Genomic DNA, 14015 nt, shown 5'->3' with positions numbered 1-14015 from the left:
AATTATCAGGGCGTTTTTAGAGGATGACCATTATCATTCGAAAAAAGAACCTTTTCATCGATGAAAAGGTTCTTTTAATATATGAAGCTATTGGACCATCAGTGGATCTGTCTGTACAGACCGATCACTTTGCCCAGGATGGTCACATTCTGGAGGATGATCGGTTCCATGGAGGAGTTTTCAGGCTGAAGGCGGAAGAAGTCTTTTTCCTTAAAGAATCTTTTTACTGTAGCCTCATCCTCATCTGTCATAGCTACGACGATATCTCCATTATTAGCCGTTTTCTGCTGGCGGACAATTACATTATCGCCATCATGGATGCCGGCTTCGATCATACTGTCACCCATAATCTCGAGCATAAATACATGATCATCATGCGGAACGAGATGCTCAGGAAGCGGGAAATATTCTTCGATGTTCTCGATTGCAGTAATCGGGAGCCCTGCTGTGACCTTACCAAGGAGGGGAACGTTCACAACATTGCTTTTTGGTATATGGGAAGCCTCATCAATTTCCAGGATCTCGATGGCCCTTGGCTTAGTAGGATCCCTTCTGATCAGCCCTTTGCTTTCCAGCCTGGCCAGATGCCCATGTACGGTTGAGCTTGAAGCAAGCCCTACAGCTTCCCCGATTTCCCTGACGCTCGGCGGATAGCCCTTCGATTTAACCTCCCGCTTGATAAAATCCAGAATATCGAGCTGCCTTTTCGAAAGTTTAGTCATTTTCTCACGCACCCTATCATATAAATGTTCTTGTCCTGATTATACCATGTAAGGAATACTGATACAAACATAAGTTCGAATATTTTGTTGACACAAAACAAACGTTCGTCTTATAATCAAGGTAAATCGAACAAACATTCGGGAGGATTTGAAAATGAAAAAACTTTGCAAAAAATACCCTTATACTCTATTATTCCTGCTTAGCATTATTGTCTTCTCCCTGATTTCCCTGCATAAAACCGAAGAACCCATTAAACAAACGACAGTTACAGTGGCTGAAGGCGATACGGTATGGACGATTGCCCAAAGATTTAAAACGGACAAGCTTCCCCAGGAAAAACTGGTCGGATGGATCCAGGAGCACAATAAGCTTGAAAATGGAATGATCCGGGCAGGTGACAAACTGATTGTGCCATCAACCATCAAGGAAGATACGGGAGTACTTGCAAGTGATTTTTAAAGGCCGATCTGGTACATTAGGAATCTAGCAAGAATTTTACATAATGAGGACGGAAGTAACCATGAGAGCAATTATCTATTGCCGGGTCAGCACAGAAAAGGCAGAACAGGAAACGTCTCTGATGAGGCAGGAAAAGGAGCTTCTTGAGCTTGCTGAAAGGCTCGGCTTCGATATAGAAGCTGTTATCAGCGAAAAGGCAAGCGGCTATGATCTGGATCGGGATGGAATCTTTGAAATGCTTTCCCTTTTGAAAGAAAAGAAAGCAGGGGCTGTATTAATTCAGGACGAGACCAGGCTTGGCAGAGGAAACGCGAAGGTTGCGCTCCTGCATTTCCTATTGAAGGAATCAGCGGTCCTCTACACTCTGACGAATAAAGGGGAGCTCGAGATATCAGATTCGGATTCAATGGTCCTGCAGATCGTTGCCATTGTGGAAGAGTATCAGAGAAAGATCCATAATCTGAAAATTAAACGCGGGATGCTTGAAGCTGTAAGGAAAGGCTATAAACCTCAGAAAAATCTCAAGAACCAGGGGAATCTTGGCGGAAGGGAGCGCAAGACAGTCCCTGTGAGTGAAATTATACGGCTCAGGGAAAATGGTCTAACTTTCGAGGAAATTGCGGCAACCCTTAAAGGTTTTGGCTATAATATCTCCAGGGCAACCGTGCATCGGAGGTTTCTTGAACATATTAATAGTGAAAATAGTTCATAAAGCTTGTTATTTTGGAGCAATTTTTATACCATTGTAAAAGGACTTACAATGAAGGAGATTTAAATATGGTTTCAAAAGAAAAGCTTGCAAGAATTAATCAATTAGCCAAAAAAGCAAAGGAAAACAGCCTCACTGCCGAAGAAGCAAGAGAACAGTCAAAGCTTCGGAGGGAATATCTAGAGACGTTTAGAAGCTCCATGGCCAATACACTTGAAAATGTTACAGTGATCGACCCGGAAGGAAACGATGTGACCCCGGAAAAACTAAAAAGAATCAAGGCCAATAAGAAGATTCATTAAGGTATATCCTTGATTAATATACAGTGGATTTCATCCATAAAAAAGAATGCATAGTGAATGTATTCTTTTTTTTTACGCAAAATAACTTTTAATGAGCTGCTAAAAAGGGTAATTACTTAGTTCAGGGGATATTATTTGTTTTTCGATTTTAGGCACTATAATATTAAAAGAAATAAAAATTTACATATTGGAGGAAGAGTTACAAAATGATGGAAAAAATTGATGCACTTTCTATTAATACGATTCGTACACTATCGATTGATGCCATTGAAAAAGCAAACTCAGGTCATCCAGGATTGCCAATGGGCGCAGCTCCTATGGCTTACACATTATGGACGCAATTTATGAATCACAATCCAAAGAATCCGGACTGGTTCAACAGAGACCGTTTTGTGTTATCTGCTGGCCACGGCTCCATGCTGTTATACAGTCTGCTTCATTTAGCGGGGTATGGACTGACAATCGATGACTTGAAGGGCTTCCGCCAATGGGGCAGCAAAACTCCCGGGCATCCGGAATATAAGCATACCAGAGGAGTGGAGGCAACAACAGGTCCGCTGGGACAGGGTATCGCAATGGCTGTCGGGATGGCAATGGCTGAGCGTCATCTAGCTTCCACGTATAATAAGGATCAGTATGAAGTAGTCAACCATTTCACATACGCCATATGCGGCGACGGTGATTTAATGGAGGGTGTTTCTGCTGAGGCTTCTTCACTGGCTGGCCACCTGAAGCTGGGACGTCTTGTCGTTTTATACGATTCCAATGATATTTCTCTTGACGGCAAATTGGATAAATCTATGACTGAAAGTGTTGAGCAGCGATATAAAGGCTACGGCTGGCAGTATATCAGGGTTGAAGACGGCAATAATGTGGAGGAAGTTGCAAGAGCCATCAAAGAAGCCCAAAGTGACCTGAACAGGCCGACGATGATCGAAGTAAAAACCATCATCGGATATGGATCTCCTAACCGTTCCGGTACTTCCAAGGTTCATGGGGCACCGCTTGGTGAGGATGAAATGAAACTGACAAAAGAATTCTATAAATGGACATTTGAAGAAGACTTTTATGTTCCTGAAGAGGTCTATGCTCATTTCGAAGAAACGATTGTAAATGCTGGAATGAAAAAAGAGGAAGAATGGAACAGGATGTTCGGCGATTATAAAAAAGCGAACCCAGAGCTTGCTGCACAGCTCGAGCAGGCCATAAAAGGAGATCTTCCGGAGAATTGGGATCAATCCATCCCTATTTACGAAGAAGGAAAGTCCCTTGCAAGCCGTGCTTCAAGCGGGGAAGTGTTAAACGGAATTGCGAAGCAGGTTCCATACTTGGTCGGCGGTTCTGCAGACCTTCAAGGTTCCAATAATACTGGCATTAAGGATTCTGGCGATTTCTCTGCCGACGAGTATGAAGGACGCAATATATGGTTTGGAGTAAGGGAATTTGGAATGGGAGCAGCCATGAATGGCATGGCCCTTCACGGCGGTCTAAAAGTATTCGGCGGTACATTCTTTGTATTCTCAGATTACCTGCGCCCTGCAATCCGCCTGGCAGCTTTGATGGGCCTCCCGGTAACATATGTATTCACACATGACAGCATTGCGGTCGGTGAGGACGGGCCTACCCATGAGCCGATCGAGCAGCTTGCATCCTTGAGATCCACTCCGCTGCTCACGATCATTAGACCGGCTGACGGCAATGAAGTAGCTGCGGCCTGGAGGGTGGCAGTGGAAAGTAAAGACCGCCCGACAGCGCTTGTACTGACAAGGCAGGGCCTTCCTACCATGAAGGATACGGACAAAAATGCAGCAGAAGGTGTCAGAAGAGGTGCTTATATCATTTCACCAGCCGGCAAAGAACAGCCAGATGCCCTGTTGATTGCTACAGGTTCAGAGGTTCATCTTGCTGTTAAGGCCCAGCAGAAGCTGGCTGAAGAAGGAATTCAGGCTTCAGTGGTCAGCATGCCGTCCATGGATCTGTTCGAAATGCAGTCCAAAGAATATAAGCAGAGCGTTATTTCTCCAGCTGTAAAAGCACGCCTTGCGATTGAAATGGGATCTTCCTTCGGCTGGCATAAATATGTGGGAGATGGCGGGGATGTGCTTGGAATTGATAAATTCGGTGCATCTGCTGCTGGTGGAAAAGTAATTGAAGAATATGGCTTTACCGTTGATAATGTAGTATCCAAAGTGAAAGGCCTTCTTCAAAACAAATAATCATCGTAAACACTGTCTCTAAAGTATCAGCCTTTTTCCCTATACAGGATCGGCTGGTTTTCTTGGAGGCAGTTTTTTATTCTCGAGCTCCAGCTGCTCTGCTATTTTGAAAAGAAGTTTCAGAAGGTCAGGTAATGGATATTAGTACTATAATTGTATCTAGCACCGGTTCAGATGTTCTGGCTTCAGGAGATAATCCTTAGTAAAATCAATAGTTTCGACAAAACTAACTGAATTTTTCTCCATTAATCAACATATTTCTTTTCTTACGGCCTATATAATAGAAAAAAGAGAATATGATTGGAGTGGTTGGAGTGAGAATATACGACTTATATTTGATAGAAGATGATGTAGCAAGACATTACTTTGGCCGTGAGCGTATGTTGTACAACCTGTTTTTAGATTACTCCCAATCATCCGGTGAATTAAGAGAGATTCTTCAAAAACAAATTCAATTCATAACCAAGCCCTTTAACCTGCTGCGTCTGCAAAGGGTGCTGGATCAGCATATCCGGAATCATAAGGAATTTTCAGGGGGAAAAAGGGTATATTCCATTGAGAAAAATGATGGTCAAAGCAGTGCGATTTTGGCTGCCAATGATCATGAAATAAAGATTGAATCAAGGGGAACACTTGAGGCGGAGACGGAATTTTTTGAATGCCTGCGGAAAATGGAATCCAGTTTCCTTGCGCTGGATCTCAGCAATCGCCGATATGGCTGGCTGAAACCGATTAAAGAAAGAAAATTTCGCTTAAAAGAAGGAAATTATTATTCGGATATTGTATAATAACCCTTGGTCAAGTAGACTAAGGGTAGACAACATGAAGGAGGAAATAGTATGTGGGCAACAATACTAGTTGGTATTCTGGCGCTGATCGTCGGAGTAGCACTAGGATTTTTCATAGCACGTCGCTATATGATGACATACCTGAAGAAAAATCCGCCAATTAACGAACAAATGCTCAAAATGATGATGATGCAAATGGGTATGAAGCCATCTCAGAAGAAAATTAATCAAATGATGAGCGCAATGAATAAACAAATGAAATAAGTTTCATTTGTATTTTTATAAAGGCAGAAACTCTGCCTTCTAAGAAAAGCCACTTTTCCATTATCGAAAAGTGGCTTTTTATTTTAGGGTCATGTATATACACAGTCTGGCAAACAATCTGCCAATTTAAAAAATTTCCAAAATTCCTAATAATTTCTTTTTGGCACAGGAAAACTTTGGTACACTAGTTAGGCGAATGATGAATTGTTAAGCAGCGGAGGAAACCAAGATGAAGTTATTCCTAGATTTAAAATGGTTTTTTAAACAGGAAAGGAGAGCCTACCTGACTGGGGTAGTGATGCTGGTTTTTGTGGCCCTGCTTCAGCTGATTCCGCCGAGGGTTATCGGCATAGTGGTTGATTTAATTGAAAAGGGGACCTTTAAAACTGAAGATCTGTATAAGTGGCTCGGACTCCTGGCAGTAGCGGCTCTTGGAATGTATGTTTTGCGTTATTATTGGAGAATTATGATTTTCGGATCTGCTGTCAGGCTGGCCAGACAGATGAGAAATTCTCTGTATGATCACTTTACGAAGATGTCACAGGGCTTTTATCAGAGAAGAAGAATCGGCGATTTAATGGCGCATGCCACGAATGACCTCCAGGCCATCCAGCAGACTGCAGGCTCCGGGGTATTAACACTGGTAGACTCGCTGACAACAGGCGGTACTGTGATTATCGCCATGGCTTTTATCAGCTGGAAGCTGACTCTTATCTGCCTGATTCCTATGCCGGTGATGGCGTATTTAACGAGTTATTACGGCTCGCTTCTCCATAAGAGCTTCCATAAGGCACAGGAGGCATTCTCGAGCCTGAATGATAAAACTCAGGAAAGCATCAATGGGATTAAAGTCATTAAGACCTTCGGACAGGAAAGAGAGGATATTGAGGCGTTCAGGAAGCAGTCAGAGGATGTGGTTACTAAAAATATGACAGTAGCCAGAATCGACTCATTATTTGATCCTACCATTTCCATCATCGTCGCTGTTTCCTTCTTTCTTTCTGTTTCCTTTGGCTCAAAATATGTGATTGAAGGCAGCCTGTCCATAGGTGATTTAGTCTCTTTCACGACCTATCTGGGACTTTTGATATGGCCCATGCTTGCCTTTGGCTGGCTTTTTAATATCGTAGAAAGAGGAAGGGCCTCCTATGACAGAGTAATGGCGCTGATGGCAGAAAAAATAGATATTTCAGAGCCGGAGCATTCCGTTGTTCCCGAGGCACGGGGAGCCATTCAATATGATATTGATTCCTTTTATTATCCGAATGAGGATTCTCCAGTACTAATAAATATCCACTTTATCTTAAGACCCGGGGATACGCTTGGAATCGTAGGAAGGACAGGGTCAGGAAAAACGACGCTTTTAAAGCTCCTCATTCGGGAATTCGATGGGATCCAGGGAGAAATCAGCTTTGGCGGACATAAGCTCAGCGACTTCACGCTTGAAGCGCTCCGGAAATCCATCGGCTATGTTCCTCAGGATCATTTTCTATTTTCGGCGACGGTTGCCGATAATATTGCTTTTGCCTCCTCGGAGGCTTCTTATGAACAGGTCATCGGCGCAGCGAAAAGCGCCTATATCCATGAAGATATCCTGCAATTCCCGGATGGATATGAAACCATCGTAGGCGAAAGAGGAGTATCCCTCTCAGGGGGGCAGAAGCAGCGGATTTCGATTGCCAGGGCATTAATCACTGAACCTGAAGTTTTGATCCTGGATGATTCACTTTCTGCCGTAGATGCCAAGACGGAAGAAATTATTCTTGGGAATTTGAAGGAAAACCGGGCAGGAAAAACGACAATTATTACTGCCCACAGGTTAAGTGCCATTCAGCATGCAGAGTTAATCATCGTCCTTGATGATGGAGAAATCATTGAACAGGGCACCCATGAATCCTTGATGAAAAAGGATGGCTGGTATAAAGCAATGTATATACAGCAGCAGCTTGAAGAGCTTGTGGAGCATGGAGGGTAATATGGATACAAATAACCGGAAATTGACCGGAAAAGAACAGCGTGACATTCTTTTCCGTCTTCTTGGCTATGCAAAGCCGTATAAAAAGACCATTGTCATCGCTTTTTTCTGTCTTCTGATGATGACACTGGGCAATATATACGGTCCCATCATTATTAAGGTATTTATCGATAACCATTTAAGGCCGAGAAATATGGATGTACAGGCAATCACACGGCTGGCTGCTGCCTATATCAGCATCCAGGTGGCCATGATTTTTTTCCTGTACTTCCAGCTGCTGAAATTCCAGGAAATCGCCTTGAAAATTATTCAGCACCTTCGTATTGATATCTTTTCAAAAGTCCAGATGCTTGGAATGAAGTATTTTGACAAAACTCCGGGAGGAAGCCTGGTTTCCAGGATCACGAACGATACAGAAGCGATCAAAGATATGTTTGTAAGTGTCATAAGCACCTTCATTCAAAGTGCCTTCCAGCTTACTGGCATTTTTATCGCGATGTTTATCCTGAATGTGAAACTCGCGTTTTTCTGTTTGGTCATCCTGCCGATCATTTTCCTTGTCATCGTTGCCTACCGCAAATATAGCTCGATTTATTATCAGGATATGCGCGAGAGGCTGAGCCAGCTGAATGCGAAAATCAATGAATCGCTGCAGGGTATGGCGATTATTCAGGTATTCAGGCAGGAAAAACGTCTCCGTAAGGAATTTGAAGATATCAATGAAAAGCACTTTGAGGCGGGGATGAAGAATATAAAAGTGGATGGACTTCTCCTCCGCCCGGCCATCGATCTTATTTATGCGTTAGCACTTATCATTGTGCTGAGCTTTTTCGGACTTTCTTCCATTGACAGCTCGATCCAGATCGGGGTGATCTATGCCTTCGTCAATTATATCGACCGTTTTTTTGAACCCCTTAATCAAGTCATGATGCGGTTATCCCTGTTCCAGCAGGCGCTTATTGCCGGAGAGCGGGTGTTTAAAATCATCGACGAGACTGAGCTTGCACCAGGGCAGGCTGGAGGTATGGCAAACTCTATTCGGGAAGGGGAAGTAGAATTTAGAAATGTCAGCTTCTCCTACGATGGAAGGCGGGATGTTCTAAAAAATATCAGTTTTACAGCACGGCCGGGTGAAACCGTGGCGTTGGTCGGGCACACCGGAAGCGGCAAAAGCTCGATCATTAATTTAATGATGCGCTTTTATGAGTTTGAACGCGGGGAGATTTTAATAGATGGCGTCTCCATCAAGGATTATCAGGATACTGAATTAAGAAAGCAGCTGGGACTGGTGCTGCAGGATGCCTTTCTTTTTTATGGAAGCATTAAGGATAACATCAGACTGCATAATCCGGACATCACAGATTCCGGGATAGAAGCTGCCGCACGGTTTGTCCAGGCACATACATTTATTGAGAAGCTGCCGGAAGCATATGATCATGAAGTAGTGGAGAGGGGTTCAACCTTCTCAAGCGGGCAGCGGCAGCTGATTGCGTTTGCGCGGACCATTGCCGCCAATCCGAAAATTCTGGTGCTGGATGAAGCGACGGCAAACATTGATACTGAAACCGAGGAATCCATCCAAAAAGCGCTTGAGGAAATGAGAAAAGGAAGAACCACGATTTCGATCGCCCACCGTCTTTCCACGATCCAGGATGCAGATCAAATTCTCGTCCTGCATCAAGGGGAAATTGTTGAGAGAGGCACTCATCAGGAGCTTCTTTCCCTGCAGGGCCTTTATTATAAAATGTATCTGCTGCAGAATGGATTGGCGCACCGGATAGAGGAAAGGGTCAATTAACGTAAAAAACCGGCATGCAGGAGGGAATCCCGCTGTATGCCGGTTTTTTATAGGAAGGAAGTGGCAGTCTGCAATTTGCTTTTTAAAGTGTATTGGCTGTATTGATTCAACAGTCTGTCCAGCTCCTGGCTTCTTTTCAAGGCTGGAACAGAACAAAGACCATACTTTGCGGCGGTAAAGATCATTTCAGTCCTTTTTTGTTCTATTTGAGTTAAAAGGTCATCTCTTCTCACGATTGGAAATCCTTTCTAACAAACAAGAAATGTATTAGTATAAAAAAGTATAAAACAGGATGGAAATAAATTCAAACAAAACATCTCAATTTCAAAATAAAAAATGTTATATGATTGAAATCCTTGAAGAAGGAGTAGTAATAGGAGTGTCCATTTAAATTTCAATGCGTTAAAATTGGTTTGCAGGGATTAAAAATACATAGGAGTTGGTACAGTGAGCGACGTAAATATTCTGATTGCCGGCGGGGCAGGCTTTTTAAGCTTTGTTTCTCCATGCTGCCTGCCATTATATCCAGCTTTTTTATCATACATAACCGGCATGAGCGTCGGTGAACTTAAAACGGACAAAGGAATGTATAATAAGCGAAGCTTTTTGCATACCCTTTTCTTTTTAGCAGGTTTTTCTGTTATTTTCGTTGCGCTGGGGTATGGCTCCACGCTGATTGGCTCGTTTTTCTATGCATATAAGGATTTAATCCGGCAGCTCGGAGCCATTCTAATGGTATTTTTCGGCCTTGTCATTGCGGGCTTCGTTCAGTTCAAATTCCTGATGGCAGAACGTAGATTCGAATTTAAAAACCGTCCAGGAGGATATGCAGGTTCTGTTCTGATCGGCTTGGCCTTTGCTGCCGGGTGGACGCCATGCACCGGACCTATTTTAATGACAGTCCTTGGCCTGGCGGGTACACATCCTGAATCAAGTGTCATTTATATGCTGTCGTACACTCTTGGTTTTGCAGTTCCGTTTTTTATCTTATCCTTCTTTATAGGACGAATGAAATGGATGAAGAAACACAGCCCTGTGATTGTCAAAGCGGGCGGGCTTATCATGATTTTTATGGGAATCGTACTGTTTTTCGACTGGATGACCAGGTTGACATCCTTCCTTTCAGGAGTGTTTGGAGGTTTTCAGGGCTTTTAATTTTTTTAAAGGGAAATATATTTTTGGCTCTTTTCTAAAGATGTTGTTTTTTTAAAGAAAGAGTTATGAGGGGAAATCAACCACCTTGTACCCAAGCAACTAAGTTTGCGAAAACAGTCCTGTCTTTTGTCTCATCAAAGGAATTGAAAATAGTCAAAAAGTCCGATATAGTTAAAGTATATCTTACTAAATAATAGAAAAAGCTCCAGGCTTTGCTATATGGGGGAGGAACGAAAAATGGCTAGAATTTTAGTAGTCGATGATGCAAAATTTATGAGGATGACTCTCTCTGCTATCTTAGTGCATGCCAGCCATGAGATTGCAGGCGAAGCAGAAAACGGCCCTGAAGCAGTAAAGCTTGCGAAAGAACTCCGTCCCGATTTGGTGATCATGGATATTACCATGCCGCAAATGAGCGGGATTGAAGCGGTCAGGGAAATAAGGAGAGACTGTCCCGAGACGAAAATTATTATGTGTTCTGCAATGGGTCAGCAGAAAATGGTGGTGGAATCCATTGAAGCAGGTGCGAAGGATTTTATTGTTAAACCATTTGACGAATCACGGGTCATGGAAGCTGTTAACCGGGTTTTGAACTGACTGGCATACTAAAATTAAAAGGAGCATAGTTTCATATAGGGGGACTGGCTCTTTATTTTTGCCTTTTTCTAAAAAGTTGCTTCTTACAAAAATTTTATGAGGCATGGTTTCAATGGTTACAACATGTTGTTTGGAGCGAAAGGTGTGAGACTCCTGATTGACCTGCGAACAGACATCCTCGAGTCATTCGAAAAAATCTCCTCCGTCCAAGCTTGATTTTTTCAGCAGGAAATATAATATAGAGAATAGGAAGAACTTTCTTTGTAAAGGGTGGAACAAATCTTGACGATCATTATTTCAACTATCCTGGCTGCGGTAATGGCATCTTTTGTGATCATCGTACGGATGAAGGCTGCTAAACGGCCGGTATCCGGCAGAAAGATTATTTTGCCTCCCATCTTTATGAGTACAGGAGCATTTATGTATTTTAGTCCTGTGTTTAGAGTGACCCACTCAGAAATATTGGAAACCGTTATTGCCGGATTATTGTTCTCTATATTATTAATCAAAACGTCGACCTTTGAGATCAGGGACAATGAGATCTATCTAAAAAGATCAAAGGCGTTTATCTTTATCCTCGTAGGATTATTGATCATAAGAATCGCTGCCAAAGTGATACTAAGCAGCACCATTGAAGTTGGACAGCTGAGCGGCATGTTCTTTCTATTGGCATTCAGCATGATTCTGCCATGGAGAGTTGCCATGTATATGCAATATAAAAAGTTTCGTGAAAAGCTGGCAGGGAATCTTCCTCCCAAAACAGCTCACTGATCCACCAGGGTTTTTATCCTTTGTACGATACCCGGGATAAGAGCCCTCTTCTTATAGCCGTTTTTAAAGTTTAAGAATAGAATAAGAAAGATACCATAAGGAGGCATGAAGTATGGCCAAGAGCAGAGCTCGAAAAATCCGGGACAAAAAAGTCAGGGAAGGGCATAGAAATCCAATAAACAGCAGAACAGACTGGTGCGGAATATCGCCCATCACAAAATGGACACCAACAAAACGTGAAAGAATAACAAAGCTGGAGAAAAAATATAAGAAAAGGAATCATTTGCCGCCGCAGAGCAGAAATGATTCCTTTTTTATTTTTTACCTCCAGGCATTTCCATTGATTATTCCCGCGTTTTAGCATAGAATATATTCATAAGCTGCTTTGTGCGATATTCATAATAAAGTTTTAACCTTTAAGCTGTAATAGGGAGTTTTATATTGAAACAGGAATGGCAGGCCTTCGTCTATACGACCGGAAGGACATACAGGATCGTTTCTGCAAACACCCACTTTGAGGAGTGGTGGTTTAGAACTTTCTTATTAGAAACGGCATATGCGGCTAAAAAACCAGTCTCCGGACTGGTTTTTATTTTTTGTAAAATTAACTGACATATTGAATAATTGCAAACTTAGCAACTATAATGAAAATAGGAAGCCTATCCCACTTTTGGTTCTTATTCGTAATTTTTTCCACCAGGCTGGTATTAAAAAATGGCTTCGATTCAATCAACATGGTAAAGGAGGGAGCGATAAGACTGCAGGATTGACAGTGCATTAAGCAAGTTACAGGAGGAAATCTAATATGATGAATTATTTACAACGGATCGGCAGGTCATTGATGCTGCCGGTTGCAGTGCTCCCTGCTGCAGCCATCCTGATGGGGATTGGCTACTGGATCGACCCAACTGGGTGGGGGGCTGAAAACTCTGTTGCCGCCTTTTTGATCAAAGCAGGATCTTCCATAATCGATAATCTGCCTATTCTTTTTGCTGTAGGTGTCGCCCTTGGAATGGCAAAGCAAAAAGACGGCTCCGCTGCGCTAGCCGGGCTCGTGGCGTTCCTGGTCATTACTACGATTTTATCAACTGATAGTGTGGCGATGTTAAAGGGCATCAAGGCTGGGGATGTAAACCCTGCATTTGAAAAGATTAAAAATCCTTTTGTGGGTATTTTATCAGGGCTCGTCGCTTCCATGATGTACAACCGCTTCAGCCATGTTAAACTGCCCGACGCACTGGCGTTTTTCAGCGGAAAGCGCCTTGTCCCAATCATGTCAGCCGTTTCCATGCTGGTTGTTTCGTTGGTTATGCTCTTTGTATGGCCGGCGATCTTCACGGCTCTGGTTTCATTCGGAGAGGCAATCAGTAAAATGGGCTTTGCAGGCGCAGGATTATATGGATTCTTCAACAGGCTTTTGATTCCAACGGGACTCCACCACGCACTGAACTCGGTATTCTGGTTTGATGTCGCTGGAATTAATGACATCGGAAACTTCTGGGCCGGGAAAGGTACAAAAGGGGTTACAGGCATGTATCAGGCAGGATACTTCCCTGTGATGATGTTCGGCCTGCCTGCTGCGGCGCTGGCCATGTATCATACCGCAAAAACCAAACAGAAAAAACAGGTGGCTTCCCTCATGCTTGCAGCAGGGTTCGCATCCTTCTTTACCGGAGTCACTGAGCCGCTTGAATTTTCATTCATGTTTGCTGCACCGGCGCTATATGTGGTCCATGCGGTCTTGACAGGAATTTCTTTAGCGATTGCATCTCTATTCCACTGGACGGCAGGATTTGGGTTCAGTGCAGGTTTCATCGACTTCGTACTCAGCTCAAGGCTCCCTCTGGCCAATAAGCCGTATATGCTGATTGTACAGGGTCTGGTATTTGCTGTGATTTATTATTTCTTGTTCAGATTCCTGATCACGAAGTTCAACTTATCCACTCCTGGACGGTCGGAGGAAGCTGAAGCTGCAGATGCTGCAGAACCGACAGCGGCGGGTAATGATAGATTTGCCATCATGGCTGCCCGCATTTATGAGGGACTTGGGGGAGACGAGAACGTTACATCTGTAGACAACTGTGTAACCCGTTTGCGGGTGGAAGTCAAAGATATGGATACAGTGGATAAAGAAAAAATTAAATCCACAGGCGTTCCAGGAATCAATGTAGTCGGGCCTCACAGCATTCAGGTTATTGTGGGAACTTCGGTTCAATTTGTAGCGGATGAAATTGATAAGATTAGAAAGTAGTATCAAA

The 14015-nt window shown here is 43.2% G+C and carries 15 protein-coding genes and 1 other RNA gene; 14 read left to right on the top strand and 2 right to left on the bottom strand.

From position 1 onward, the window contains the following. Window positions 1–98: 98 nt before the first annotated feature. Window positions 99–722, bottom strand: coding sequence for a transcriptional repressor LexA (gene lexA, locus H539_RS0103610; RefSeq protein ID WP_026692382.1), 624 nt, complete (start codon window positions 720–722; stop codon window positions 99–101). Window positions 723–876: 154 nt separating this feature from the next. Here lexA and yneA point away from each other — a divergent pair, with 154 nt between their 5' ends. From yneA to H539_RS0103570, 8 genes are all read left to right on the top strand, one after another. Beyond that, window positions 877–1182, top strand: coding sequence for a cell division suppressor protein YneA (gene yneA / locus H539_RS0103605; RefSeq protein WP_026692381.1), 306 nt, complete (start codon window positions 877–879; stop codon window positions 1180–1182). 61 nt (window positions 1183–1243) lie between these two features. Then, entirely contained in the window at window positions 1244–1894 is a 651-nt protein-coding gene (locus H539_RS0103600; RefSeq protein WP_026692380.1) for a YneB family resolvase-like protein, read from the top strand. 65 nt (window positions 1895–1959) lie between these two features. Beyond that, complete coding sequence (locus H539_RS0103595; protein WP_026692379.1) at window positions 1960–2193, top strand: DUF896 domain-containing protein; 234 nt, start codon at window positions 1960–1962, stop codon at window positions 2191–2193. A 206-nt stretch (window positions 2194–2399) separates the two neighbouring features. Then, complete coding sequence (gene tkt, locus H539_RS0103590) at window positions 2400–4409, top strand: transketolase (RefSeq protein ID WP_026692378.1); 2010 nt, start codon at window positions 2400–2402, stop codon at window positions 4407–4409. Window positions 4410–4723: 314 nt separating this feature from the next. Next, window positions 4724–5197, top strand: a complete 474-nt coding sequence (gene sirA / locus H539_RS27710; protein ID WP_051348427.1) for a sporulation inhibitor of replication protein SirA — start codon at window positions 4724–4726, stop codon at window positions 5195–5197. 51 nt (window positions 5198–5248) lie between these two features. Continuing rightward, complete coding sequence (locus H539_RS0103580) at window positions 5249–5461, top strand: YneF family protein (RefSeq protein WP_026692377.1); 213 nt, start codon at window positions 5249–5251, stop codon at window positions 5459–5461. Between the two features lie 229 nt (window positions 5462–5690). After that, window positions 5691–7436, top strand: coding sequence for an ABC transporter transmembrane domain-containing protein (locus H539_RS0103575; protein WP_026692376.1), 1746 nt, complete (start codon window positions 5691–5693; stop codon window positions 7434–7436). A gap of 1 nt (window position 7437) precedes the next feature. Next, window positions 7438–9234, top strand: coding sequence for an ABC transporter ATP-binding protein (locus tag H539_RS0103570; protein ID WP_026692375.1), 1797 nt, complete (start codon window positions 7438–7440; stop codon window positions 9232–9234). A 47-nt stretch (window positions 9235–9281) separates the two neighbouring features. Here the strand turns inward: H539_RS0103570 and H539_RS30600 are convergent, their stop codons facing one another. Continuing rightward, entirely contained in the window at window positions 9282–9467 is a 186-nt protein-coding gene (locus H539_RS30600) for an aspartyl-phosphate phosphatase Spo0E family protein (protein ID WP_081415778.1), read from the bottom strand. 214 nt (window positions 9468–9681) lie between these two features. Here H539_RS30600 and H539_RS0103565 point away from each other — a divergent pair, with 214 nt between their 5' ends. The 6 genes from H539_RS0103565 (at window position 9682) to nagE (ending at window position 14008) form a co-directional block, all read left to right on the top strand. Further along, window positions 9682–10389, top strand: a complete 708-nt coding sequence (locus H539_RS0103565) for a cytochrome c biogenesis CcdA family protein (RefSeq protein WP_026692374.1) — start codon at window positions 9682–9684, stop codon at window positions 10387–10389. Between the two features lie 237 nt (window positions 10390–10626). Continuing rightward, window positions 10627–10986, top strand: a complete 360-nt coding sequence (locus tag H539_RS0103560) for a response regulator (RefSeq protein WP_026692373.1) — start codon at window positions 10627–10629, stop codon at window positions 10984–10986. Window positions 10987–11268: 282 nt separating this feature from the next. Beyond that, window positions 11269–11757 (top strand): CcdC family protein, encoded by a 489-nt coding sequence (locus H539_RS0103555; protein ID WP_026692372.1) that lies wholly within the window; start codon window positions 11269–11271, stop codon window positions 11755–11757. Between the two features lie 112 nt (window positions 11758–11869). Continuing rightward, complete coding sequence (locus tag H539_RS27705) at window positions 11870–12118, top strand: hypothetical protein (protein ID WP_051348426.1); 249 nt, start codon at window positions 11870–11872, stop codon at window positions 12116–12118. 13 nt (window positions 12119–12131) lie between these two features. Next, window positions 12132–12326, top strand: a non-coding RNA gene (gene ssrS / locus H539_RS30595) — 6S RNA. A 236-nt stretch (window positions 12327–12562) separates the two neighbouring features. Then, window positions 12563–14008 (top strand): N-acetylglucosamine-specific PTS transporter subunit IIBC, encoded by a 1446-nt coding sequence (gene nagE / locus H539_RS0103540; RefSeq protein WP_026692370.1) that lies wholly within the window; start codon window positions 12563–12565, stop codon window positions 14006–14008. Window positions 14009–14015: the final 7 nt, after the last annotated feature.

The sequence above is a fragment of the Peribacillus kribbensis DSM 17871 genome (genome assembly GCF_000430765.1).
Lineage (GTDB): Bacteria > Bacillota > Bacilli > Bacillales > DSM-1321 > Paraperibacillus > Paraperibacillus kribbensis.
This window is presented reverse-complemented; position numbering and strand designations above follow the sequence as displayed.

Coding starts and splice junctions, on each gene's coding strand:
- lexA (WP_026692382.1), bottom strand. CDS start 722: ATGACTAAACTTTCGAAAAGGCAGCTCGATATTCTGGATTTTATCAAG.
- yneA (WP_026692381.1), top strand. CDS start 877: ATGAAAAAACTTTGCAAAAAATACCCTTATACTCTATTATTCCTGCTT.
- H539_RS0103600 (WP_026692380.1), top strand. CDS start 1,244: ATGAGAGCAATTATCTATTGCCGGGTCAGCACAGAAAAGGCAGAACAG.
- H539_RS0103595 (WP_026692379.1), top strand. CDS start 1,960: ATGGTTTCAAAAGAAAAGCTTGCAAGAATTAATCAATTAGCCAAAAAA.
- tkt (WP_026692378.1), top strand. CDS start 2,400: ATGATGGAAAAAATTGATGCACTTTCTATTAATACGATTCGTACACTA.
- H539_RS0103580 (WP_026692377.1), top strand. CDS start 5,249: ATGTGGGCAACAATACTAGTTGGTATTCTGGCGCTGATCGTCGGAGTA.
- H539_RS0103575 (WP_026692376.1), top strand. CDS start 5,691: ATGAAGTTATTCCTAGATTTAAAATGGTTTTTTAAACAGGAAAGGAGA.
- H539_RS0103570 (WP_026692375.1), top strand. CDS start 7,438: ATGGATACAAATAACCGGAAATTGACCGGAAAAGAACAGCGTGACATT.
- H539_RS0103560 (WP_026692373.1), top strand. CDS start 10,627: ATGGCTAGAATTTTAGTAGTCGATGATGCAAAATTTATGAGGATGACT.
- H539_RS27705 (WP_051348426.1), top strand. CDS start 11,870: ATGGCCAAGAGCAGAGCTCGAAAAATCCGGGACAAAAAAGTCAGGGAA.
- nagE (WP_026692370.1), top strand. CDS start 12,563: ATGATGAATTATTTACAACGGATCGGCAGGTCATTGATGCTGCCGGTT.